The organism is Polaribacter sejongensis (genome assembly GCF_038024065.1).
Classification (GTDB): domain Bacteria; phylum Bacteroidota; class Bacteroidia; order Flavobacteriales; family Flavobacteriaceae; genus Polaribacter; species Polaribacter sejongensis.
In genome coordinates, this window is the sequence record NZ_CP150667.1 from 345530 (window position 1) to 371530 (window position 26001).

Genomic DNA, 26001 nt, shown 5'->3' on the forward strand with positions numbered 1-26001 from the left:
TAAAAGCTATATATATAGTAACATTTTCTATTTCAGAGGAAATATTCATAAAAAAAAGGTATTCTTAATATTAAGAATACCTTTTTTTTATGAATATTATTTAGAAAACGTCTAGGGTAGATAAACCGTTAAATTTTGAAATAGCTGAATACAGTGATAAAAAAAAATAGATACCTCTGTAGTTTTGTAATAAATAATAAAAACAAAACATTATGAGCAATACAGCAAACGAAAATTCAAAAGAAGTAGAAAAAATAATTGAACAAACTAAAAATAGTGATCAGAAAATATATCCTATTTTAAAACCAGGAAATTGGGTTGGTTTAAAAGCAGGTGCTTTAAGTAATACTTTAATTCCTGCCGAAAATGGAGCAGAAGTGGTAATTGCATATGGAATGGATACACCAGATAACTTTGTGTTTTTAACTCAAAAGCATTTAGAAACTATGGATGGGAAACAAATTACAAGTGAAGCTTTTGAAAACTTAGGAAACTATGAAGCGGAATTAGAGTTTGTTGGATCGTTAGATAATAAAGCGGTTGCTACTAACGGAAACGATTTTTCTAGTGAAATAATTCTTTCTAAAGCACATATGTTAAAAGCACACGCTATGTTAGATGCGGAAGAATTATTGGTGTCTATTCCAAGAAGAACGTGTATGACCATTATTTCTAGAGATGTAGATGAAGAAACAATGAATAAATTTGCATACCTACACAACTTTACTTGGGAGGATGATAGTTTTGGAAATGCACCTATTACCAATTCTCTTTTTATTGTAAAAGAAGGAACTATTGTAGGGCACATTCCATTATAATTCAATTTAAATAATTACAAAAAAGGCATTCTTATTTTTAAGAATGCCTTTTTTTATGGATCTAATTCGGTTGAATTAAACATCATAGATAATTTACTAAATTTTGAAATAGCTGAATACAGTGATAATAAACTTTATATGCTTTTCTAATTTTGTAGTAAATAATAAAACACAAGATGATGAGCGGCACTCTTTACGGAAAAGAAATAGAAAAAATAATTGAAGAAACTAAAAATAGTGATCAAAAAATATATCCTATTTTAAAACCAGGAAATTGGGTTGGCCTTAAAGCTGGAGCATTAAATTCTAACTTAATAAAATCAGAAGCAGGACCAAAAGTAGTTATTGCGTATGGTATAGATACTCCAGATAATTTTGTGTTTCTAACACAAAAGCATTTAGAAAATATGGATCTAAAGCAAATTACAAATGAAGCTTTTAGAAACTTAGGAAATTATGAAACAGAATTTACGTATTCAGAAGCATTTCAAAATAAATTATTAACTTCTAGCGGACATGATTTTTCTAGTGAAAGAATTCTTTCTAACTTACATATGTTAAAAGCACATGCTATGTTAGACGCAGAAGATTTATTGGTTTCTGTTCCAAGACGTAGTTGTATGATGGTAATTTCTAGAGACTCAGATGAAGAGCTACTTGGCGCATTTTTAGACATGCACAAGAATGCTTGGGAAGATGGTAGTTATAGAAATGCACCTGTAGCCAATATTCTTTTTACAATGAAAGAAGGACATATTACAGGACATATAGCATTAGATAATATAACAAGAGATGAATAAAAATAACTAAATATTATAGCTATTTCTTTTATCAATTTTAAATTATCAGATAAACTACTAAATATTTAAATAGCGGAATACAGTGATAAAAAAACGTATATGCTTGTTTAATTTTGTCGTAAATATATAAGATGAACATTATAAGTCTAAAAAATTAGTACCACTTATATTTCTTTTTTTCGTCAGTTTTAAATAGCTAACAATACATATTAAAAATCAACTTTAAAAAAATAAAAATTGAAAAATCTAGCCCCTAATATTAACGATAGAGTACAAAATTTAATGGTAGATGTCTTTGAATCTATAAGTGCTTCTGATAAAGGAACAATAGAAATTAGTGAACTTTTAGATACTAGAAGTATTTTTGAACTCGTTTTTGAAATCGTTAAAGAGTCTGGGTTTTACAGTCAGGATGAAAATTTTAATCTTATTAAAGCTTTAAATATAGATACTGATGAAGATAGTTTAGAAGACGCTTTATGTGCTTCTTGGGTAACTATGGGCACAAATTTAAACACCGCAAAAACACAAGAAGAGTTTAATGCTAAGTTTGCCTTATTTGTACCTATCATTCTTAAAAAGATGGAGGCTATTAAACGTATAGCAGGTTAAAAAGTGAAATTTACTTTATTGTTTTAGTATTAAAAATAAACTATGGAATTTAAAATTGAATATCTTACTACTTATTATAAAGAGTTAAAAACAGCACAGAATTATCCTGAAGCTTTCTTGTACGAACTGTTTCTAATAGGTAAAATAACTAGAGATGAGGTTATTATTGCCGAGGTTACTGAAATTTTAGAAGAATATGGAACTACAGAAATTAACAATGCGTTTAAAACACGTAATAAACTTCCTGAAAATGGTGAGGATTCTGGTAAAATAATAAAAACTTTACTTCATTTTGGAACTAAAGATCCATTGTTTCCAATAGGGAAACTTTACAACATGTTTGAGTTTTCATCACTTTCTATAAGAGACGAAGCTATTGCTCAAAAACTAGAAAAGCAACCTAATCTTATTTCTCGTTTAAATGGTATTACTCACCTAAAAGTAAGTGATGTCTTTAGCAACGATTTTCCAAAGGAAATTTGTGATATCACTTCTTTAAAGACTTTAGAAATTAAAGGTAATTACCAAGTATTACCCGTTTCTATAGGGAATTTACAACAACTAGAAAGTGTTACTCTAGAATTATCAAAACTTGTTACATTTCCAGAATCTTTTTGGTCTTTAAAAAATATTAAAAAACTAGAATTAAGCTACATAGAAACGGAATTCCAAGAGTCACTTCAATTAGAAAAACTAACAAACTTAGAAGAGTTAGATTTTATTTTAGTCAACTTAAAAGACGCCTCTCAGTTACAATTACCAACAAGTATAAAAGAAATAAGTTTTATTCGTTTAAAACATTTAACCAAACTTCCTACGTGTATTTCTATGCTTAAAAAGCTTAAGAAATTCGATTTATATATGTGTCCTAATTTGATTGAAATCCCTAACGGATTCAATCAATTAGACAATTTATTTGTGCTGAAGTTAGATGGCATTCCTTTAATTAAAACCATTGAAGACCATCAAATATTTACAAAGCATTGTGAATACATAACTTTGGATGATGATTTAGAAATTATACCGGGAAATGAGCCAATTCTAAATTCTGAACTATTAATTAATGATGTCGAAATCTTAAATTATGTATTCTCGCATCCTGATAGATTTACCAATCTTAAAAAATTAAAAATACAATATATTACAGATTTTTCTGATGTATCGCTCGGGTTCGGGAAATTAACAACGCTTAAAGCTATTGATATTCATCAAGGAAGCCAAATGGAAACCTTGTTTAAAAATATAGAAAACTGTACGCAACTAAACTATTTAAAATTATACGGTGCTAACATAGAAAGTATTCCAAAAGGTTTAAAAGAATTGCAATACTTAGATTATTTATGTTTTAATAGTTGTAGAAGTTTAGTTTTAGAAGCTAAATATTTACCTTCTAAAATTAAAGAATTATATTTATTTGACATTAAAGAATATATTGCAACTGAAAAATTACTAGAAACAGAACACGCTTATTTTGCTAATTTATCTATTGAAAAACCTAAAGTATTATTTAGCAACTTAATCACTAAAACACTTCATTTTTCTAGTATTAATGAATCTAAAAATTCGCAAGAAGACTTAACAAAATACTTACCAAAACCAAAAGTATTAACCACACTAAAAGCCTATACAAATACGGAACAATTTAAAGATGTACTTAAACATTGTACCAATTTAGAGTATTTGCATTTAGATAATAAGGAAGCTAGCCTTACTGAAATAACTAGTGTAGCTGCACCACATTTAAATTATTTAAAATTAGATTTTTATAAAGCAGAAAACCTAGAAGCGCTTATTAAAAATATGCCTAAACTAGAAACTTTAGACATAGCGCATTATGATGTTACAAGTACATTTCCTGAAGTTACATTGCCGTATTTAAAAAATTTAGATTTAAGTTATACTACTTTTAAAACCTTAGAAACCTTAGAAGCACCTGCTTTAGAATCTTTATACATTGCTTTAAGTTATGAGTTTGGAATGGAAGGCTATGCTAAATTAAATCAGTTTAAAGCCTTGAAAAAACTAAGATTTATGGGAATTGGTGACGATGTAAATAGTATTCCTGAAAGTATCTCTGAACTAAAATTAACTGAGTTTTTAATACACCATAAATTTGATGTATTACCAGAATTTATTCAAAAAATAACAACTTTACAAACCTTATCGCTTGGCGGAAACGATTTTATAGATTTACCAACTTGGATTGCCGATTTACCAAAACTAAAGCGTTTAGATATTGATGGCTGTAAGTTTGAAAATGCGGTTCCAGAATATTTTAGAAAGTTAAAACTGAAAGAACTTAAATATTATATTGGAAAATTTAATGGTGGAAATATGAATCCTGATAAATATAAATACTTAATAACGCCAGGTTACACTGAATTGAAAAAAGAGTTTAGCAAAGAAGCTATTGCGTAACTTCTAATAAGATTTACTATTTAAAACAAAACTTATGAAAATAGAAAAATTAACTAATAATCGTTCGCCTTACCACGAATTGTTATTTGAGAGTTTTTTAATCGAAAATATAAAGTCGTACGAGGAACTTATGGACGTTTACCAAACCTATAAACAAAATCATCCTGACAAGACTATAATTTTAACGCTTGATGATTTAGGTCAAGCCGAATATACCAGTGGTCACGCTTGTGATTGGAATTCTCTTCTGGATACAGAAGGATATGATTTATCTGGACTTGACAAAGCTTGTTATGATGAAGATAACGAGCATTTGGGGCATCTTTCTACACCATCGGAATATTTCATTATCCGAGAAAACTTTTTGAAACAAACAAAAGGAATTGATTTTAAAAAAGTTTGTGAAAGAAACATAAACAATTCTGAAGATGATGTTTTAGATTTAGAAAACATGAATGAATCTCCATTAGCTTTTTTAGACAAACAGGTTATTCTTAAAATTCTTCCCGTAGAAAAGTCATACGAAGGGCTTACCGGATTTCCGAATGGATATTTTAATGCCGACTTAAGTCCTTTTGAAAATTACGCTTTATCTAAACATTTATTTGAAAAATACAGTCTTGAACTTTTTGGCATTGGTGCTTCATTTTTAGGATTCAATAAAAATGAAAAGCTGGAAGAAAATAAAGTAAAAGAATTAATTGTTGACTTGGCTAAATTGTATAATACAACAGAATCCGAATTTGATAAATTAGCAGAAATCATTAAAGATAAAAATCATTTGTTTTTAAGATATACAGAGTAATTATTAGTAATAAAAACAGTAGATAACTCTATTTCGGATAAAACTTTATATACCAGTAATAAAACTGTTTAGAATAAAAATAGCAGGTTTCTTTTTAAAAGAAACCTGCTATTTGGTTTAATATAAAATAAGAGTTTAATACTCTTTTTCCTGACGCTTTTCCATAATAGTCTGTAACCTTTGTTGAAGACTTGTATCTTCTTGAATCTTAGCAGCTAATGCTTCAAACTTCTTTATAGAAATTCCTGTAGATTCTATACTTGCAATTGCATTTTTCTCTAGTTCAGGTTGCATTTTTTCTATTTAGTAGTTATATTTTCATGCTTCTTTTTTTCTACATCAGTTGCATCTGATTTTTTATTTGGATCCATCTTAGCTTGTTGGATTTCATTGAAACGTTCGATCTCTAATCCTTCTTCTTGTAGAATGGACATCATTTTTTGTTGAGATTGTTGATTCAGAACTTGAACCTCCGTATAAGCATCAGCAAATTGCACTAATTCTTTATCCGAAATATCTTGTTGTTCTTGTGCTGTAAGACTCATAGATCCACAGATGAACACGAATAAAAATAATTTTTTGATTTTAAATGACTTTAACATAGTTTTAATTTTTAAGATTTATTCAAACTTAAAAGTTATATTATGTACAGCCAATTATAACAGCCTTATTAACATTATTTTATTATTATTTGTCAAAAAATTATATTTTTTTTAAGAGATGAGGCTACTATTAAATCAGGAATATGGTTTTAATAGTGTGTATCAGAAGAAACAGATATTACAACAAAAAAAAGCCCAATTATAAAATTTATAATTGAGCTTTTTAATTACTTACGATACGTAATTAAAATTTATTCTGAATAGGCTTTTATTAATTTGTATAAAGTCATTTTTGTTTTAAATAGACCACCATCATCATGACGAAAAATATAAAGTGTTTTACTATCATGTCTATCTATAAATAACAAATCCCCTTCGCTATTTTTACCAATAGTTATACTGGCTGATAACATTAACATTGACCACTGTTTTCCTTTCTGATCGTAAATTGTAGGTCCTAAAATGTCTTTCAGTGAGTTTGCATAAGCTCTTAAGGCACGAGCTTCGCTCACTTCCATACCATCAATATTTGTTAATGAAATCATCTTTTCAAAACTATATAGTTTAAAATCTTCATCTTCTAGAGTAACTGTTCTCGGTTTTTCTGAAATAAAATCTCTATAATTTTTTCTAAACAAGTTTTTAGCAAGGTCAATGCTTTCTATAATAAAATCTGTACTCATAATTATATTTTTTTAATATTAGTTCTTTATATTTTCTTTAGTTTTTGTATCTACAATCTGTAGTAATGTTGGCATTCTAAATTTACCGTGCATTCGTTCTATGGCGTGGCAAATCTCCTCTTTATCAACTCCAATAGTGGTCACATACAATGGCTTTTTACTTTCGCCACGAATCACTTCTTTAAATACAGATGTTTTAGACACAAACTCAGATTTAGCAATACCAACAACCGGAATTTTGGCTTCTAAATATTGGTGCAAATAGCCACCTAAACCCAAATGTTTTTCTTCTAGAATAACGTAACCATCAACGATAATTAAGTCTACTTCTTCTAAATTCACTTGTTTAAGGAGACTTAAAATACACGGTAATTCGCGTTTGTAAAAAGATCCTGGTTCATACGGTTCTACACCTTCAATAATATCTGTGTAAATTTGTATTGGCTCGTCATCTTCCCAGTCATTAAAGCTTACCGCAATTGTTTTCGCCTTTCCGTCGTAATAATAAGTATCAAAAGCAAGTTTCATAATTGTTGTTTTTATCCTTTTTTATTTTGATGTTCGTAATAACTCAATGCTTCAGCTCTCACTAAATCGGTATAATTCTTATTTTCAGAAATCGATTTTAATAAATCGATATGTTTTTTACGTTCCTGTTCTTTTAAACGATTGATAAATCGATTCAATAAAAGGGTAGTAGTAATCGTTCCGTTTTCGGTATTGAATTTCAGTAATTCAGCATCATAAATCTTGTAGTCTGGCTTGTCTATATGTTCTATAAAATGGATGAAAGAAAAATCTTCTTCTAACTCTGGATCTTGCCGTTTTAGAAAATCAAAAAGTACTTGAATCAATTGTTTTTTTTGAGAACTTGTAAACGTTTTTACATCGATTAATTTGTCTCCAATAGCATCAAAGAATTCACTAATTTCATAATCTTCCATATCATCATTGACATCGAAGTTTTGAATTTTTATGATGGCATTTTCTAAATGCATATTGTTATTTTACTATTTGAATTATTACTTGTAATAAGAGTCTACTTAAACTTCTTATTTAAATACGTTTATTCTCCCTTTTTGTAAAAGCTAAAATTATTCAAATCAATTTCGTAGTTTAAAGCTTTTACATCATTAACAGCCGGTTGATGAATACTGACTGTGTTATTTTTCTCATTCCATTTAAAATTTGTAATTCGAGCATAAAATTTTAGTGGAATATAGAATAATGCCTTCGGATTGCTTTTCTGTAATTTTGATGGAAATGTCCCTTCTTCCTTTAGATTTGGATACACTTTTGTATCAAAAAGGAAAATTTTGCAATAAGCATGATTATCAACATTTGCAGATTCCATATATAGTACTAAACTACCATCTAAAGACAGAGAAACATGACTTTCATTTTCTTGAAATTTGGCTCTATTTGTATAATTAATGATAGAATATGTTGCTAAACAAACAAGAAATACGGAAAGTAATAGTACTATTTTTTTCATCTAATTGAAGTTTTTAACTTGTGGAATGATATTTTTTAATTACTTATTAAATCATAAACATTGTCATCGTTCACTTCTGAAATAGGTATTAATAGTTTGTCTAAATTGCTCGTTTTGTTTCCATCAATTGTAGAAGTTCTCTTTTTAGAAATAAAATTGGTACTTGTATTTCCTGCGCCAACATGTGCCGCATTTCCATAATTATTATATTCAGCACCAATTAACATATAGTCTTCATAGCTGTTTTGATATCTGAATTTTAATTCATAATCATGTCGCATCGATTGATGTTTTATACTAATTATATTTGTGTCTGTGACTGCAATTCTAGTATCTGGATTTGTATAAATAAAAGAATAGGTTAGGTTACCTGTTTCATTTTTCAAGATAAAAGAACCGTCTTTCTGTCCTTCAAATATGGCAAGTTTTACGCTCGTTGCATTTGAATATTTTTCTTTCTTAGTTCCGTTTGCTATTAATATTACATAATCAAGAATGTCATCTGTATTTAAATCTGCCTTTATTTTATTAGACTCATTTCCAGAAAAAACAACTTCATATCCATCAGGAATAAAGTTGTCTACATCATTTTCTTTGACAATAATATTTTCTTTAGGCACTATTTCTTGCTTTGAAGTCTTAGTCGATTTTTTAGTGTTATTACAAGAAAAGAAGACAATTGAAATGATTAATACGTATAATTTATGCATTGAATAGGTTTAGATGTTTTAATTACAAATTAGGCTTATTTTATCTTTTGTAAAAGTTTTATTCTATTGAATCTTCTGTAATAAAATGAAATTTATTGTCTATAAGCATTTGTAAATACGCATCAAAACTATCTGCAATTACTTCAAACTCATTTGGATCATGAAGAAACCTCACTACTTGACCTATTTTTCCTTTTTCAGAAGGACTATAATCTATGTAAAGTTGAGACGTTCCGCCGTTATTTGTACAATCTGAAAAATGAAGCCAATTAAGATCTTTTGCTTTTTTTAAGATTTTTTCATCGATGTCCACGATATCATATTCTCCATATAAATAGTCTTGAAAATTATATGGTGCATCACCTTGATTTTTTAAAATTTGCTGAGACGATAATAAGTAATATTGACATTTAGATAAATCAGAACCCAATAAGGTAAAAGCAATATCTTCGTCACCATACGTTCTCCAATACGTACCATCTACATATTGCAATAAATCAATTAACGCCTTAGGAATAGTAGGACAATCGGCTTTCAATTCATCTAAATTTTCTTGAGAGGCACCGTGTTTTATATTTTCAAAATGATCCCAAATTTCTTTTCCTTTAGCATTGTAATAGGCCTTTTTAAGACTTGATATGTAATTGTCTGCTATTGTTTTCATCTCGAATTTTGTTTTAATTTTTTACTTATTTTCAATTATAAATTCTAGTACATCAGAATTCATTATATGGTTATAAGTTCCGTTTTGTAGTTCTAAGGTATTGATATTAAAATCTGGATGTGTTATCCTATAAACTTTAAATATCTCTCCATTTTTACTCCATTCAGAAAGGCTTTTTTTTATGGTGTTTTGATTATCCCAAACGTATATTTCACCTAATTTTTTTTCTATAACTCCAAATTTATTAAAGTCGTTTAATGCTCTGTTATCAGTATTTAGCGCACTAAAAATAATGTCACCATCTTTAATTTTTTCAATAAAAATTGAATTCATATTAGCGCTTTCTTGGTTATTGATAAAGAACCAAGAGAGCGCTAATATGGCTAAAAGACCAATAAAAATATATTTGATTTTTGCTTTCATTAAAAAATGATGACGATTAATTTTATTTTAAAATTGGTATAAGGTGAGACCAGTTTAGCGCTGTAGCAAAATCGAATGCTGTTTTTCCTGTTTTAGTTTTAGCATTTTTATCTGCACCTAATTCTAATAAAATTCCTACAGCTATTTTGTTTCCAGCAATGGTTTCTGTGTGTAATCTTGTCATACCATTTTCACCTACAGCAGCTACTACGTCTAAGTTTTCTGTAAAGAAATCTCTAGCAGGTTTTTCCATTACTTTACTCATTGGGTGCTCAATAAGGTTTTCTTCTTTTTCTTCTTGTTGATGAGCGATTAGAATATTATTATAATCCCCAAAGTTTAAACCCCAAGCATTATCATGGTTTTCTCTCGCTTTATCTGTCATATCAGAGCGTAGTGCCTGAATGGTATATCCTCCATAAGTTTTACGGTCTATAGATAACATCCAATCTGATATTTCTGATACTTTTCTGGTAACGGTATCGCCTTCAGCAACATTTGTCAATTTATTTGGTGCATTTTGTAAAATACCTGTAATAAATTCTCCATCAAAATCAATTTCACTAATCCACATGTGTTCTACTAAAGGTTGTTCTTTTCCTTCAATTTTTTGTTGAAAAGGAATTTTTACTAATGCTAAATCGTGAGCAGGAACAACTCTTTTAGCTTCCCAATAAATTTCACGCCAAAAGTAATTAAAGGTTGACTGCGCTTTAAGATAAGCAGCTTTCATTTTTGCGTTTTGTTCGGTGTAGATTACATTATTTTCTTGACTCATAATTTCTTTGTTTTTAATTATTTATTTTTATTCAATACTAAAAATTGGATGATTTTGTAAATAGGAAACAACCTTTCAATTCCCAACTTTATTTTTGCCAGTTATATTCTTTAGGTTGTTTTAAAGCGTACGTCTTCATTTTAGAATGACTTATTTTATTAGTAATCTTAAAGTTCTTTTTATAAAGATATTGTGTCATTATTGGGTAATTATTTTTTTCATTAGCATTGGTAAGTCCTAATTCTGTAAATTCAAAAATGTTAAATGTCCAATAATTATTATTTTCATAATTATCAAGTTTCATTGTAATCGTTTCAAAGATTCCGTCCTTATTAAAATCTCTTTCTTCACGATTTCCGTCCATCATATCATCATATGAAATTTTTGAAAACTTATTGTTTTTACCTTGTATTAGGTATATAACACGAACATTTAAAGCTGCGATTCCATTACCCATATACGGAATTAAAATTTTTATGTCTTTTAAATTATCAGCATTAAAATCAGTTATTCTAATTGGTTCAAAAATATTTAACGTACTAAAAAACATATCCTCAGAAAGCTTCTGAATTTGAGTTTTACCTCTAAATATACTTATGGAAGAAGCTTGATCTTCATCTCCTGTATAAGATGTTAATTGAATGGTTAGCGCTTCTGTTTCAAAAAAATCATTAATAGTAATTGTATAATCTGCTTGTTGTTTTGTTTCTGTTAAATCGTATAATTTCCAATCGTTGAATTCCTCATAAACAGGTTTAGGAGATTCTTCAAAAGGATATTGGCAATACCCCGTTAAATAGATTAAATTGAATATAATTAGTAATAATTGTTTCATGTTACGGGTACTTCTGTATAAACAGATCAATTAAATATTTTGAATAAAAATGAATTACTTTTATTTCTTTATACAAACAAAGATGAAGCTTTGTACGTGTTTTTATGTAACGGTTTTCAGTGATATTAAAATATAAAGAAAAGTGTTTTGCTGTTTTTTCTTTCTTACAGAATTACCATTTCATAATAGATTCTTCTTTCCAAAAAATGAATCTAAATTCTTCATAATGATTTCCATTTCCAATGGTGTGGTTATCTCTAAGCCCTTTATCTAACTGTAGTTTATGAAGCATTCCTGATGCAGAACCAATCCATAATGTGTTTTCATCGTCAGAAATAGTAATACTTGTAATGGTAGAACCTAAAAAGTATTTCCAAATGCAATTTCCGTTAGTATCAATGGCTTTAATATAACCGAAAGCATCACCCAAAATGTAATATTTAGAAGTTGCTACACCACAATAAACTCTCATTCCGTCATCTATAACTGTATAATCTTCGCTTTCTTCATAAGCTGTTATGTTGATGTTTTTTAAGTCTGTAGCATCTACACCAATAGTTACTCCATTATAAAAATGACAAGAATTTGTAATTAATTGATGGTCATTTTTAGAGAAAAGACAAAAATCTGGATAAGAAGATTGCGGACCAACTTCTCCAATTTCTACGCCATTATTATCTAAAACCCTATGGTCGCGGCATTGATCGCCAACAACAATGTAATTATTATCATTAGAAATTGTTGCGTTTTCCATGTCTATATCAGACTCCCATTCTTCGTCTTCTAAATCTGGAACTGGGTGAATCATGTTTTCTGCATCTTTAGAAATAATATAAATTCCTTCGGATGTTGTTAGTAGAGTTTTATGTCCGTCGTTAAAAGGAGTTAATTCTGTAATTCCTAAGTCCTTCGTTTTTTCTAAATTAAAAGTTGCAATAATTTCTCCTTGCCAACCTTGTGTTGTTACTATTTTATGATTAGAAACAATTGCAAAAACGTTATTCTTTTTAGATTTTCCTATAGCACTAATAGTGTCATCAAGTTCTATAATTGTATCATTTTCAAGAAGATATGCTTGTCTTTTTTGATACGCTGTACCTACTAAAAACACAACCTTCTGCTCATTTATAAAATGTAATTGTTCTATACTTTGCCCTTTATCTTGCAAAAATTTGATGAAAGGCGTGTGCGCAGGCGGAAAATCATTTCTAAATTGAGCAACCGTATTATTTTTATTAGCTTCTTTTAAAAGCTGATAAACAGCATCTGCTAAATGATCCCTTTCGTCTTTAGGTTCTTCTCCTTTCCAATTTTCCCATCCGTTCGTTTCACCAAACTTCACCATTTCATTTACATCAAAAGCATATTTGCTTCCTAATAAATTCCATTCTTGTTTGATATTTTCTTTACTCTTGTCTGTGAATTTCATTTGTACTATTTTTTTCTTTTTTGGAGAGAACCTAAAGTTAAAAGAGGTTACTATTTAATTAAAAACAATTGCTGTTTTGTTATTGATACTAAATTTAGCTGCATCTAAAAGAGTAGCACAAACCAATGTTTCAATCCAAAAATCACCTTCGTTTTTAATTTTTTCATTCAATTCTGGTAAATTAGATATAATATCATTTTCATTTAAAGTGATACCTAAATGCTTTGTAAGACTTTTTAATTCTCTTAAAAGATCGTAAGAAGAACCAATCATTGCACCAGGAACAGGAGCCTCATCTGTATCGTAAAGAACTTCTGGCAATTCTACAGGAATATAAAAACCTTCTGAACCTGAATGTGTTAAAAGGTGGCTAGATAAATAAGAATATTGATCTTCTAAAACTGCATCACCTTGTGGTTCTTCTTCCGGAGAAAAAGGTGTTGGTACCCAATTTTCATCAAATTCATTTTCCCAAACATGAGCAGCAAAACGTCTTAAATGATGTAAAAAACCATAAGAAAATCCGCCAGTAGATAAAGTATTTCCTTCTAGATTATCTGGTTCTGTGTAAGGAGCTACACCATTTTTAACTAATATGGTATTTATGTTCTCAAAAATGACTTTATAAGCCTCATAACCTTCTGGTTCATTTTTTAAAAAATCTGCTAATATTCCACTTGAAATCGTTAATCCCATAACTTTTTTTGTTTTTATATTGTTAGACAAAATTAGAGGGAATGTGCTTTTTGTTTATCACTGAAATTAATGATATTTAAAAATAGTAGATTTTAGTTTAGTGTTTTTAGCGTACTAAAAGGCAAAAAAAAAAGTACATCAATTAAGTGTACTTTTTTAAAATTCTTGGCAATCCAATTATAAAGACTCTGCTTCAATACCCATTTTTTCAAATTCGTCATAAACACAATCTTTAGCGTAACATAAAGTTGCTTTTTTAAGGTTAGGGAATTGTTTTGCATCAACAGCCGTTTCCATATCCCAATCATCTTCACCACCACCAGAAAAAGGGGAGAGGTTCATGTAAATATCATTTCCTCCATCTTGATAAATGTCTGTAATTTCTGTAGCCAAACGTTTCGGAATTGGTAAATCTTTAAAATATTGTACCACTTCTGCTATAGGTTCGTAACCTTCTTCATCAATATCTATTTTACGATCTCTATACCAATCTGCAAATTCATAAATGTCGAATTTAGGTTCTAGTAAGCCTTTCATATACATTAATTCTTCTATAATAGACAGTTTAAAGCCAAAGTCTACAAAAGTGATTTCTTCCTCATCAAGTGGTTTAATAATATATTTATCATCCGGAATACCTTGCCAACGCACATAAGGTTTGTATGTACTTATTTCAATTGTTTTTATAGTTTCTTCTTCATCAACATTAAACCAAGCACAAATATGATTTAGTGGCAAAGCACCAGAATCATCACCTTTAAAAAGTGCTACACGTTCTTTTTTATGTGTTTTATAATAATTGGTAATCTCTTGATCATTAAAGTAGCATGTTCCAGAGAATTCTTTCTTAGGACAAAAATCGTAAGTATCAGGTTGTAAACTTAAAGTTAGAGATTCTATTAACTCTCCATTTTTAGAATAACCTAAAAGCCCTAATTCATCCCAAGTAAAAATGGTGTTGCTTTTGGCTTTAATTGTTCGGTAATTATCATCTAAACATTTTTTTAAAGTGTTTATAGAAATAGGAAACTCTATAGAAACTGAGTTAATTTTTAAATCAGTTGAAGTTAAATGTATCGTTGTCATCAGTAGTTTTTTTAATCATCAAAGGTAATTACTCGATTAAAAAATTTACTGCCTGATTTCAGTGATTTTATATATCTATTAAAAACAGATATTTTCAATAAAAAAAATAAATCACCCTTTTCAGGGATAAAAAAATGAAGAGTTACCTATAATTTTGGTGAAAATATATTTGATGGAAGACAAAATTAAAAGTGCAGCTTTTTTAGATTCATTAAAGCGCAACAATGAAAAAATAAGAGACGATCGTGCAAATGCCATTGCAGAAGATGCGCAATTAATGTACAAACGTGAAACGGAAGATTTAGCCTTGTCATTAAAACGCTTAAAACGCGAACAAGAAAACATGTTAGATATGAGTCCGACAGACGCAAACAGTTTGGTTTTAGCATCCGATTTTGATGCGAAGGATTATGTAGCCAAAGATTTAGAAATGTCTGTAAAGATTAGAAATTTAGAAATTAAATTAGAATTAGCCAAAAAGCGTTACACGCATTTATTTGGCGGAATCATAAACGAATTATAATTATGGGAGGAGGAAGATTTAGTAACGACGCTTATAAAAAATTAAGAAAAACAAAAGACTATAGCAATAAGTCTAGAGAAGAAATATTTACGTCTAGAAATATAGATGCAGAAATGGACCCTACAAAAGCACTTGTTAGAGAATCTAGAGATTCTGAGGAGCATCCAGAAACGGTTTCTATTATTGTGGCATTAGATGTTACCGGAAGTATGGGCTTTGTGCCAGAACATATTGTAAAAGAAGCATTGCCAGACCTTATAGGCTCTTTAATGGAAGCAGGAATTGAAGATCCGCAAGTATTATTTTTAGGGATTGGAGATTTTATTTATGATGCTGCTCCTTTGCAAGTTGGTCAGTTTGAGTCTTCTGCAGAATTGTTAGACCGTTGGTTAACGCGTGTGTATTTAGAAGGTGGCGGTGGCGGAAACAATCAAGAAGGGTATAATTTGGCGCATTTGTTTGCAGCACGTCATACTTCGATTGATTGTTGGGAAAAAAGAAAGCAAAAAGGTTTTTTATTCACCATTGGTGATGAACCTGTTTTTCCTAATATTCCGGCAGAAATTATTAAAAGATATACCTGCGCAGAAGAAGCAGAAACAATTACTACGGAAAACATTATTAAGGAGGCTCAAGAAAAGTATAATGTATTTCATATGCATTTAGAGCATAATGAATGGTCTAAAAGAGAACACCGAAAAGGAAATTGGAAAGCGCTTTTAGGAGATAATTTTATAGAAATTGCTGATTTTAAAACCGTGGCAAAACGTATTGCAGATGTGGTGATTCAAAATCATAAACCATTTAGTGCAACCACAAATACCAATACTTCTTCTGATGATATAGAAGTAGAAAATATGTTATAAATGACAAAATGTAGTATTGTTATAGATTTAGGTTTTGGTGATGCTGGAAAAGGTTTAACGACCGATTTTTTAGCATCACAAAACCCTAAAGAAAGTTTAGTGGTTCGGTTTTCTGGTGGACATCAAATTGGGCATACTGTAAGTACAGATGCACTTACGCATACGTTTAGTAATTTTGGTTCAGGAACATTATTGGGTGTTCCTACGTATTATTCAGAGCATACTACACTTTTTCCACCAGCTATTTTAGACGAAGGTAATTTCTTGAAAAAATATCAACCAAAATTGTATTTTCATCCGCTTGCGATGATTACCACTTTTTATGATATTGCTTTTAATAGAGCCATAGAAAAACAACAAAATCACGGTTCTTGTGGTTTGGGTTTCGGTACAACCATTGCTAGAAATAAAGAAGAAATTTATTTGTATGCAAACGATTTGCAGTTTAATTGGGTTTTAAAAGAACGTTTAATTAGTATCAAAAATTACTATGAAACGAAGTTAGAAAGTCAGTCAAAAAGCGTTCAGGAATATTATAAAAACGAGCTAAAAGATTATAACGAAGCGTATTTTATAGAAAGTTGTTTTTCTATTCAGAAATTTTATAATTTAAAATCTCTTTCAGAATTAAAAAAAACATTCGAACATTTTATTTTTGAAGGCAGCCAAGGAATATTATTAGATACACAACACGGTTTTCATCCGCATACAACGTGGAGTTACACCACTTCTAAAAATGCAATTCAGCTTATAAAAATGCATTTAGAAGAAGATGCAGAAATAGCTATTTTTTACGTTACACGTTGTTATCAAACAAGACACGGAAACGGACCAATGTCTAAAACAGCGTCTGTAACACTGCAGAATAATGAAAATGAAGCAAATGTTACAAACGAATTTCAGGGTGAATTTAGAACGCAAGTTTTAGATACTGAATTATTAAATTATGCTTTCAATTCTGATGCAATTCATCATCAAGATTTAAAAATTGAGAAAAATTTAATGATTACTTGTCTCGATCAATTGCCTAGTTTTTATTACGAGAATTTACTTCAAAAATTAGATATAAAATTTAATACTGTTCATGGAAGTTACGGTCCAAAACGAGCATGTATTAGCCAATTTTTATCAAAATAATTTCTTTGTATTGATGTCTAAAAGTATTCCGTAGTTTTTAAAATCATTAGTTTCAGTGATAAAAATTTCATAGCTCTAAAGTATCTTAGCGGTATCAAAAAAATAAGAGAAAATGAACAATAGTATCCAATATTCTAAAGACTTTAAATTGTTGAAATGGAACGATTTTAACTTTGAACCTATACAAATAAACACACTTTCTATTCTTGAAGATCCAAAATATTACAAGAATTCTTTTACGTTTAGAGATGCAATTATAGATGCTATTGAAACTCGCTCTGGTAAAAAAATATTCAAACTCTCACTTGTTACACCAGATTATAAATCTAGTAAAAAATTCTACGGTATTGGATTTTTAGAAGACAGAACTGTTGCTACTTTTGAAATAGAAAATACGCCAATATTTGAAGAATGGTTTATAAATATTCAGCGTTTTAAAAGTGATGACGTAACTAAAAAATTTGTTCCATCTATTTACAATTTTAGTACGAGTTTGTATAGCTCTCAACCTGTTTCTAATATAAAGAATATCACTTTTCAAGAAAATACAGGCGCTTTTATTGATCAATTTATTCCTGATCAATTTATAGCAGAAAAATTAGCAAAAGAAAAAGTAGATTTTTTAACACCTTTTATTCAGTTAGAAGCTAAAATTAATTTAGAAGAAGTAAAACAATCTTTTAATGCTTTAATTGCAGAAAAAGGTTTAACAATACACCCACCAAAGAACAATGATGCCATTTATGCTCAATTTGAAAAAGAAGCTGGTTTTCCTTTTCCTGCAATAATAAAGGAATACTTAACGTTGCATAATGGGATTGATAGATGTGCCATAATGGGTGCAGAAGATATTTATAAGGAATGGAAAGGTTGGAAAAATGTTATGATGATTGGACGCAAGAAGACTTGTTAGATACCTACTCTACAAACCAAGGAAAAGCGTTATTAATGTATACGACACCTTATTGGATTCCGTTTTTTGATTTAGAAAACGGTAATTTTTTAGCCTTTGATTTTGCTCCGAATACAAAAGGAAAAGCCGGACAAATTATTCGTTTTGGTGCTGACGTAGAAACCGGATATATTGAAGCTGAAGACCTAAATACTTTTCTAAAAAGTTTAATGGGTAACGAAGGAGAAATTGAAGAAAATGAATGGTTTTTCGTCGAATAAAATCTTCCCAAAAGAATAAAATTGATTACAATATAATTTGAATAACACCCAGCAAATGTCTGCGATTTTTAAAGAGAAAATAGTTCCGAAATTAGAGATGTCATCTTTAGATGCTTCTGAAGTTAAAGCAATACTTCAAGTTTTAGAATTAATGAACATTACTGATACTGATGTTTATCAAAATACAATAAACAATTATAATACAGAAGGTGTAAAAGCTGATTTTACAGAAAAAGTAGCACAACTTATTTATTTTCATCCTGCTATTTTTGCAAATGAAAAAGAAGGTTTAGCGCTTATTGCATCTTGGATTCCATTGTTAGAAAAAGGATTTTATCCGGATGAAAAAAGCACTAATAAGCTCCTAGAATTTTTATATTTCAATCTTAGTTATTTACAAACCGATGCTGTTTCTGAAGATTTGAAAACGCAATTTTTTAAGGTTTTAAAAATGTTGGTAGAAAGTGAATCTAAGGCTTCTCTTTGTGTGGCTCGCTTTTTAGTTCACAGAATTTTTGATATTAGAGATGTGCTGAGTTCAGACTTTTTAATTCAGTATTGCATTCGATATCAAATTTTAAACGAAACGTATTCGGTTGTTAATGCAGATAAAACCATAGCTACTTTTCCGTTTAAGATAGACAATGCTTTTGTAGAACATTTTTTTGATAATAACTGGTATAAATTCATTTCAGAATTTCATAAAATATTACCTGTAGGACGCGTGTATGTTAAAGGTGCATACGATTTAATGTTGCCTTGGTTTAGTACAGAATTAGCTGCTTTTTATTACAATGATTTACAACTTATTTACGAAGCACATAAAGCGATAAAAGAGCGCATTATTTACTTAGAAGTAAATAGTTTAGAATTGTTAAACCTAAAAACTACCGAAGGTTTTCATCCGTTAATTGCCGCATTAGGACCTAGAATGTTATGGGATTCAGGCGATGTTTTATTATTTAATAATCGTGATAAAAATATTCCGCAAGAGCAATTAGATGTTTGCTATTTACGTTTTGTAGATTGGTTAAACGCCGATGGCGGAAGCAATTTTTATACGGAAGCTTTTAAAGATTACGGTAAGTTAATTCTTACAGAAAATAGGGTAGAAGCACTTCCGTTACAATTCATTCCGTTTTGGTTTGATAGATGTCATCCTAAAACCGGTGTTAAAAATCAGACAGAAACCTTCAATACCATATTTTCAGATTTATTGATTAAAGACAGAAAAGGACAATTTCCTGTAATGCGTTATGATCACAAAGATTTTCAAATGACAGGTTCATTTTTAATTCAAAACGTTTATCAGAATAAAGACAACTTAAAAGGTTTTCTTCAAGACTTTATAAAAGAAGGCATTAAAATTCCATTAAATCAGTTTTTAATTCTCACTTTTTATGATGCTCGCGAAGAATTATTAACTTTATACTACGCAGAACAACAAGAAGTTTTACAATTATACTTGATAGAGATTGCTTATTCAACAAGAGATGTTAGCGATGATATCAGAAAAGAAAACTTACCTTTTATTGTAGAAACATTAGCTAATTTATGTGTAGAGCCAGGTAATTTTACGCGTGTAAACGAAATTTGGGCACTAAAAGACATTGATGCTTGCGTTACCGATCTTTGTAACAATTTTGCAAAAGGACATTACGTTAATGAAGCGCGTCCTTTAAACTTAAATATTATTCAAGCTTGGTTTAACTATTTAGGCGATTTTTATTATAGTTCTAGACAAGAAGCTGTTTGGATTTCAGATGTTTTAGACACGCTAGGTGTTCGTACAGCAAACTATTTTAATTCTAGAGAAGACGATGTGAGTTACTTTTTAGATAGAGCTATAAATAGAATTATCACTTTTCATAGAAAATGTAAGCTCAAAGAAAAAGACAACGGCATGTTAGGTTATATTTCGATGCAAATTGATACGTATTTAACCGATTTTCTAAAGACATTAAATAAAGAAAAATTAAATACAAACACTGTAAAATATCTTACTGATTACAGCAGAAGTGTTATAGCGTGTTTTACGTATCAAGAAGAATTATTAGCGGCTATTGATGGTTTTTATCATTTTCATTTTAAAGGAGAACCTCAAACAGAAATTGAAAGTATTGCAGCAGAGTTGCAAACTATTAATGTTGAAATGGAAGTTAAAGAAATTAACCAAAAATATGTAGATGCTGTACTTTATAATCTAGAAAATTATAAGGAAAACGGAAGTTTCGACACTAAACTTTTAGAGCCTTTAGATGAAAAAATAGAAGAATTTAAAGTTTGGTTAACTAATGATAAAACAGGAATTGAAGCTAAGTTTATTCAGGCTCTTTATATGACTTTACTCGATACAAATTTAGCGCCAAAAACGGAACAAGAAACATACGGAATACTTTGTAGAAGTTTATTTGTGCATTTGGTAAAAGGAACTAAAATGGCACCATCATACGGAATGGGATTAAAATCGATGGCAAAATCTGGAGCCTATTCAGAAGATTTAACAAAGGCTTTATTAGAAGTCGTTGACCATTTAAAAGCTTAGATAATGACACAAGAAATAACACCAAAAATACAAGACCAATTAAATTTATCGGCCTTGATTTTGAAGAAAAATTATAAAAGTGCCGACTTAACAAGTTGGTCTGGTTTCGATTTAGAAAACCAAATGCATGTGAAGCAAGCAAAACGACTTTTAAGTTTATATGGCATAAAATCTGGTTTGCATTTGCGTAATAGTTTGCAACGTTATGAAAACGGAGAAATGGTTTCTAATGCGTTCGAAAAACTAGCAATAGAATTCCGAATGAGTACCACAAGAGATTTTGATGCAAAATACAATGCCGAAGAAAATCCAAAAACGAAAGGCATTTATAAAATGGTTTGGAAATACCGTTTTAGCCTAAAAAAGCAAAAATTAATTGGGTATGAAATGGCATATTATATTTTTCAAATGCGCTTAGGGCACGTATTAGGTTTTATTGATACAAGAGAAATGGTTTTACGTTTAGAAGAAGCGAACGAGACTATAAAATCAACTTTTTCTAGTTGGGGAGAATTTCATAGAAATGTATGTTTAGGAGATGAATATGTTTTAGGAGCAACAGAACAAGATGTTAGTAAATTTCCTGGAATGGAAACACTGTGGGAATGCTACCAACGCTTATATATAGAACATGCCGATTGGTTTAAAACATGGGGAAAATGAGTTTAACAAGACAAGAAGTTATCACACAAATAGCGCGTGCAGAAGAACTTTATAAAGCGAATCTATATGTTCCTATGCAACCTATTATGGCCAATATTCAAGAAAATATTGAAATATTAGGAGAGAGTTATCCTGCAGATACTGCCAGATATTATCGCATGTATATGCTTTATATTGGTGTTTTTGAAGAATTAAATATGCCCGTTTTAGAGTCTTATTTACAAGCTTTAATCAATATAAATGAAATATTACCTTCAGATTATGAATGTGTTTGTAGTTACTATAAACACTGTGAAGAATGGGTGTATGAAAAGGCGTTAATGACATATCCGTATAACGAAACCTTACACATACATTATGCTCTAAAGTTACAAGAAGAAAGTCGATTTGAAGAAGCAATTAGTACGCTAAAATATATTTTAGAATGTTATCCTGCGTTAACAGAAGCTCGATTTTTACTTTGGGAGGTGAAAACTGCTCGTATAGAACAATTACGTATTTCTAATGAAGCAGAAGATGCTTATGAATTATTAAATTTAGCATCAGATACGCATCGTAAAGAAATTTTAACACCCTTACAATTTGATGATAACTTAGACCAAGTAGATCAAAATTTAGCGCGTATTCAATTGACTTTATGGAGCAATAAGTCTATCGATAATAAAAAACAATGGATTTCAGAATGGCGACATTTAGAATTGACAGATACCACACGTTTTTTATTAGCAGATTATGCACAATCTTTTATGATGTACGATATGGTTTCTCAAATTTTAAAGGAACCCTCTAAACCAGAATTTCCAGAAGAAAACTACACCAATTTTCAAGAGTATCAAAATTATATGAAAGCCTTAGCAAACTCTGGTTGGCAATTGGCGCAGCATCAATATTTATTTATAGGAAATTCAGCATATTACCATACAAAAAACAAACAAGTAATTGACATTAGTGTAGAGCGAGGTTTGGCTTTAAACCCTAAAAACCCATTATTACTAGTATTAAAAGCGAAGTCTTTTTTCTTTGTAAAAGATTACAATGCTACTGGAGCAGCTTATCACGAGGCCTTTAAAAACGGACTTAGAATGAGTGAATATTTGTTTTATTTACTAGAAGTGAATAGTAGAATAGAAAGTTGGCAAGGTATTTTAGATGTTGTAGTACAATTTCATCGAAGAAAAACACCAACGCTTAAAACGCTATTTTTTCAGTCACGAGCGCTCATTAAATTAGGTAGATTTGATGAAGCTCATGAAGTGATAAATGAATCACTTTCAGATTTTCCGTTACCATCACATTCTTATGCACCTTGGTTGTATAATTTACGTATGATTATTCATGCAAGAAACCAGAATTACAAAGCTTTTTTTGAGGATATGAAAGAAGAAATTAGCTTTTATAAAATTGGCGACGGCAATTATTGTAGCACCATGAATATGTGTGTGGAAGCGCTTCTAGAAAAAGGAGATTATGCAGAATGCCATAAATATGCAATCTATAATTTTGAACAAGAAAAATTAGCACCCTATTTAGAACCTGTTTTTCAATGGATTTGCTATGAAACTTTTTTAGAAAAACCAGAAGGTTTAGGAGAGGTATCTACAGATGATTTAATAGCCAACCCAACTACATTTTCAGATTACAGAAATAACGGATTTATACATTGGATGTTAAGAAATAATGCTGCAGGATCAGCATCTTTAAAAAAGGCAGCAGATTTATCAACGAATAAAGGCGCTTATTTAAAATTAGCATTTGAGTGTTTGTTAGCAGGTTTTGATAATCCGGCAGCTATTACACTTTACGAAACTATTAAAAAAGAAGCTCCGGAAGCTAGAGATTGGAAACTAGATTTTCAATATGCCAATTTATTAGAAGAAGAAAATAGGTATAAGGAAGCTTTTGTTGCGTATCAACATTTAGGACAAAGTTATCCGGAAGAATCATTTTTTAATTTACCTAAAGATGAATATAATGTGATGTTAAGAGTGTTTAAAAAATTTACAAAAGGATTGAATGATGTAGAAGGTTTTACAAAGTACAACGCCATGTATTTAAGTAAAGATAATCCGTCTGAAGATGCTTTATTAGAACATTTAGAGGTTGCAACAACAAATTATAAAGAAGATGTATTTTTACAACATAATTTACTAGAAAGCATCTCTAAATTAGATATTGAATTTGAAAATAATGAATTAGAAATGTTAAAAGAAATGAAATCTAGAATAAGAAACAATTATTTCGTTTAAAGGTATTAAGTTTACTTTTTTTTTAGAAATGAAACAATTTACAAGATATATAATTTTAGTCCTTTTTTTAGGAATTTATAATGTGACTGTGTCGCAGGGAATCGATAATACAGCTCGTATAGATTCACTTTCTTTAGAATATCAAAAAAATATAAATACGAATCCACAATTAGCAAAAAAAGCGGCTACAGAATGGCTTAAAGAAAGTAGAAAATTAAAAATTGATATTCAAGAAGTTAGTGCGCTTTATGCTTTAGGAAACTTAAGTAACATTACAGGAGATTACAAAAACACCATTAAGTACTCAAGTGAAGCAATCTCTTTACTTCATAAATTTAAGATAGAAAAAGGTTTGGCAGCTTGCTATAATATTATGGCATCTGCTTATAAGCATTTAGGAGAATATCCGAAGGCTATTGATTACTTTATGCAGTGTTTAAGTTATTCAGAAAAAACAAATGATAAAATACAAGAAGCAAATGCATATCAAAATATTGCGACACTTTATTTGCTTCAAAAAGAATATAAAAAATCTGCAGAAAATTTAGATCGTGCCGCTAATCTTTACAGAGAATTAGGGGATGATGATGGCGTTTTAACCACCTTATTTAATTTTGCTAATATTTTAAAAGAAGAAGGGAAGTTTGACCAAGCACGTACGCATTATAAAACAATTTTAGATTACAGAGAACGAGAAGGAAATAAAGCAGTTATTGCTTATGTAAATATTAATCTTTCTCAAATGTTGGTAGAGGAGGAGCGTTGTGGAGAAGCTGTAGTTGCTTTAAAGAAAACATTAGGGCTTTTAAAAGAGTTAAAATTTCATTCTGATATTGCTATTGTTTTAAACGATTTGGGCTTATGTGAAGCTAAATTAGGACATAAAAAAGAAGCGATTAATTACTTTAAAGAAGCATTGGCTATTGGAGATGAACAATCTTTATCTGTTTATAAATCTGATATTTACAAGAATTTAGCACAACTTTATCAAGAAGAAAAAAACTTTGAAAAAGCTTTAGAATTTTATCAAAAAGGAGTTGCTACTGTTGCAGATCAGAAGACATTAGATAAAGAGAAATATGTAGCTAAAATTCAAGAAGGATATGAAACACAATTAAAAGAAGCTAGAATTTTACTTTTAGAAAAGGAACAAAAATTAAGCGAAGTTGAGTTGCAAAAAGTAGAACTTACGGTTAAAAGACAACGTATTGTTAGAAATGCTTTTATAGTTGGTTTTATATTGGTCTTAATTATTTTAATTATACTTAGATTATCTTACGTTAAACGTTTGCGCATTCAAAAAGAATTGAATTTACAACAAGAAGAAAATGCGAAACAAAAAATTACAGATATGATGAAGGATCATAAATTATCTGTAATAGAACGTTATCAAGAAGGGCAAGATGAGGAACGTTCTCGATTATCACGAGAAATTCATGATGGAATTGGAAGTGATTTGGCGGGTATAAAAATAGCATTTGAACATTATACAGAAAATCATAAAGACGAATTACAATCTAAAAGAATTGCAAATGCTATAAATAATGCTTGTGTAGATGTACGTAGTCTTTCTCATCAATTACATCCGCTTTCTTTTTCTAAAATAGGATTTACTAGTTTTTTAACCGATTTTATTGATCAAATAACAAAGAAATCGAAACTAGATATTCAGACCTATTTTTTCCCAGAAGAAGACATCGATAAATTACCTGCAGAACTTTTAGCAGATGCCTATAGAATTGTACAAGAATTAATAAATAACATCTTAAAACATGCAGAAGCAACAAAAGCAGATGTACAATTAACCAAGCATGAAGACCATTTAAATATTGTAATTACAGATAATGGTAAAGGATTTATAAAGAATAAAAAACAAGGAATTGGGCTACGTAATATTAAAGAACGTTTACAAAAAATAAAAGGTACTTTAGATATAGATAGCGGTTCTAGTCATGGAACTTCAATTACAATAGACATTCCAACAACATAAATAT

The 26001-nt window shown here is 29.6% G+C and carries 28 protein-coding genes; 14 read left to right on the plus strand and 14 right to left on the minus strand.

What is annotated here, in order from left to right; all coding sequences use genetic code 11:
* The first annotated feature begins 212 nt into the window (after positions 1-212).
* From WHD08_RS01110 to WHD08_RS01130, 5 genes are all read left to right on the plus strand, one after another.
* On the plus strand, positions 213-818 hold the full coding sequence (locus WHD08_RS01110) for a DUF1444 family protein (protein ID WP_208889558.1): 606 nt from the start codon (positions 213-215) through the stop codon (positions 816-818).
* A gap of 179 nt (positions 819-997) precedes the next feature.
* The gene (locus WHD08_RS01115; protein WP_208889557.1) at positions 998-1618 is read left to right on the plus strand and encodes a DUF1444 family protein; all 621 of its coding nucleotides are present in this window, start codon (positions 998-1000) and stop codon (positions 1616-1618) included.
* A 237-nt stretch (positions 1619-1855) separates the two neighbouring features.
* On the plus strand, positions 1856-2230 hold the full coding sequence (locus WHD08_RS01120; protein ID WP_244183276.1) for a hypothetical protein: 375 nt from the start codon (positions 1856-1858) through the stop codon (positions 2228-2230).
* A gap of 42 nt (positions 2231-2272) precedes the next feature.
* On the plus strand, positions 2273-4648 hold the full coding sequence (locus tag WHD08_RS01125) for a leucine-rich repeat domain-containing protein (protein ID WP_208889556.1): 2376 nt from the start codon (positions 2273-2275) through the stop codon (positions 4646-4648).
* Positions 4649-4682: 34 nt separating this feature from the next.
* Positions 4683-5453: a hypothetical protein gene (locus WHD08_RS01130; protein WP_208889554.1), complete on the plus strand. Its 771-nt coding sequence runs from the start codon at positions 4683-4685 to the stop codon at positions 5451-5453.
* Positions 5454-5588: 135 nt separating this feature from the next.
* Here the strand turns inward: WHD08_RS01130 and WHD08_RS01135 are convergent, their stop codons facing one another.
* The 14 genes from WHD08_RS01135 to WHD08_RS01200 all read right to left on the minus strand — a co-directional run bounded on the left by WHD08_RS01135 (position 5589) and on the right by WHD08_RS01200 (position 14854).
* Positions 5589-5747, minus strand: a complete 159-nt coding sequence (locus tag WHD08_RS01135) for a hypothetical protein (RefSeq protein ID WP_208889553.1) — start codon at positions 5745-5747, stop codon at positions 5589-5591.
* A gap of 5 nt (positions 5748-5752) precedes the next feature.
* On the minus strand, positions 5753-5998 hold the full coding sequence (locus WHD08_RS01140; protein WP_208889552.1) for a DUF4168 domain-containing protein: 246 nt from the start codon (positions 5996-5998) through the stop codon (positions 5753-5755).
* A 308-nt stretch (positions 5999-6306) separates the two neighbouring features.
* Positions 6307-6738, minus strand: coding sequence for a hypothetical protein (locus tag WHD08_RS01145; RefSeq protein WP_208889551.1), 432 nt, complete (start codon positions 6736-6738; stop codon positions 6307-6309).
* An 18-nt stretch (positions 6739-6756) separates the two neighbouring features.
* Entirely contained in the window at positions 6757-7266 is a 510-nt protein-coding gene (locus WHD08_RS01150) for an endonuclease V (RefSeq protein WP_208889549.1), read from the minus strand.
* A gap of 11 nt (positions 7267-7277) precedes the next feature.
* Positions 7278-7736, minus strand: a complete 459-nt coding sequence (locus WHD08_RS01155) for a hypothetical protein (RefSeq protein ID WP_208889547.1) — start codon at positions 7734-7736, stop codon at positions 7278-7280.
* Between the two features lie 68 nt (positions 7737-7804).
* Positions 7805-8233 (minus strand): hypothetical protein, encoded by a 429-nt coding sequence (locus WHD08_RS01160; RefSeq protein WP_208889545.1) that lies wholly within the window; start codon positions 8231-8233, stop codon positions 7805-7807.
* A gap of 35 nt (positions 8234-8268) precedes the next feature.
* Positions 8269-8943, minus strand: coding sequence for a hypothetical protein (locus tag WHD08_RS01165; RefSeq protein WP_208889544.1), 675 nt, complete (start codon positions 8941-8943; stop codon positions 8269-8271).
* A 58-nt stretch (positions 8944-9001) separates the two neighbouring features.
* Positions 9002-9607 carry an SMI1/KNR4 family protein gene (locus WHD08_RS01170; RefSeq protein ID WP_208889542.1) on the minus strand — a complete coding sequence of 202 codons (606 nt, stop codon included), beginning with the start codon at positions 9605-9607 and terminating at the stop codon, positions 9002-9004.
* 21 nt (positions 9608-9628) lie between these two features.
* Complete coding sequence (locus WHD08_RS01175) at positions 9629-10030, minus strand: hypothetical protein (protein ID WP_208889541.1); 402 nt, start codon at positions 10028-10030, stop codon at positions 9629-9631.
* A gap of 22 nt (positions 10031-10052) precedes the next feature.
* Positions 10053-10808 (minus strand): DUF2314 domain-containing protein, encoded by a 756-nt coding sequence (locus WHD08_RS01180; protein WP_165730881.1) that lies wholly within the window; start codon positions 10806-10808, stop codon positions 10053-10055.
* Positions 10809-10896: 88 nt separating this feature from the next.
* Complete coding sequence (locus WHD08_RS01185; RefSeq protein ID WP_208889539.1) at positions 10897-11643, minus strand: hypothetical protein; 747 nt, start codon at positions 11641-11643, stop codon at positions 10897-10899.
* Between the two features lie 172 nt (positions 11644-11815).
* The gene (locus WHD08_RS01190) at positions 11816-13072 is read right to left on the minus strand and encodes a hypothetical protein (protein ID WP_208889538.1); all 1257 of its coding nucleotides are present in this window, start codon (positions 13070-13072) and stop codon (positions 11816-11818) included.
* A 54-nt stretch (positions 13073-13126) separates the two neighbouring features.
* Positions 13127-13768, minus strand: a complete 642-nt coding sequence (locus tag WHD08_RS01195; RefSeq protein WP_208889537.1) for a hypothetical protein — start codon at positions 13766-13768, stop codon at positions 13127-13129.
* Between the two features lie 177 nt (positions 13769-13945).
* Complete coding sequence (locus tag WHD08_RS01200) at positions 13946-14854, minus strand: DUF6892 domain-containing protein (protein WP_208889536.1); 909 nt, start codon at positions 14852-14854, stop codon at positions 13946-13948.
* Positions 14855-15026: 172 nt separating this feature from the next.
* On the opposite strand from WHD08_RS01200, the gene WHD08_RS01205 reads away from it, so the two are divergent.
* The 9 genes from WHD08_RS01205 (at position 15027) to WHD08_RS01245 (ending at position 25997) form a co-directional block, all read left to right on the plus strand.
* On the plus strand, positions 15027-15377 hold the full coding sequence (locus WHD08_RS01205; protein ID WP_208889535.1) for a hypothetical protein: 351 nt from the start codon (positions 15027-15029) through the stop codon (positions 15375-15377).
* A 2-nt stretch (positions 15378-15379) separates the two neighbouring features.
* A complete protein-coding gene (locus WHD08_RS01210; protein WP_208889534.1) occupies positions 15380-16243 on the plus strand; it encodes a hypothetical protein in 864 nt (287 codons plus the stop codon).
* Positions 16244-17380 (plus strand): adenylosuccinate synthetase, encoded by a 1137-nt coding sequence (locus WHD08_RS01215; protein WP_208889533.1) that lies wholly within the window; start codon positions 16244-16246, stop codon positions 17378-17380. It abuts the gene before it with no gap.
* 112 nt (positions 17381-17492) lie between these two features.
* The gene (locus WHD08_RS01220) at positions 17493-18293 is read left to right on the plus strand and encodes a cell wall assembly/cell proliferation coordinating protein (protein WP_244183275.1); all 801 of its coding nucleotides are present in this window, start codon (positions 17493-17495) and stop codon (positions 18291-18293) included.
* Positions 18251-18553 (plus strand): SMI1/KNR4 family protein, encoded by a 303-nt coding sequence (locus WHD08_RS01225; RefSeq protein WP_244183274.1) that lies wholly within the window; start codon positions 18251-18253, stop codon positions 18551-18553. The genes WHD08_RS01220 and WHD08_RS01225 overlap by 43 nt, the downstream gene beginning before the upstream one ends.
* Before the next feature lie 55 nt (positions 18554-18608).
* Positions 18609-21098, plus strand: a complete 2490-nt coding sequence (locus tag WHD08_RS01230; RefSeq protein ID WP_208889532.1) for a hypothetical protein — start codon at positions 18609-18611, stop codon at positions 21096-21098.
* A gap of 3 nt (positions 21099-21101) precedes the next feature.
* Positions 21102-21761, plus strand: a complete 660-nt coding sequence (locus WHD08_RS01235; RefSeq protein ID WP_208889531.1) for a DUF1266 domain-containing protein — start codon at positions 21102-21104, stop codon at positions 21759-21761.
* Positions 21758-24007 carry a hypothetical protein gene (locus WHD08_RS01240; RefSeq protein WP_208889530.1) on the plus strand — a complete coding sequence of 750 codons (2250 nt, stop codon included), beginning with the start codon at positions 21758-21760 and terminating at the stop codon, positions 24005-24007. The genes WHD08_RS01235 and WHD08_RS01240 overlap by 4 nt, the downstream gene beginning before the upstream one ends.
* A gap of 28 nt (positions 24008-24035) precedes the next feature.
* A complete protein-coding gene (locus WHD08_RS01245) occupies positions 24036-25997 on the plus strand; it encodes a tetratricopeptide repeat-containing sensor histidine kinase (RefSeq protein ID WP_244183273.1) in 1962 nt (653 codons plus the stop codon).
* Positions 25998-26001: the final 4 nt, after the last annotated feature.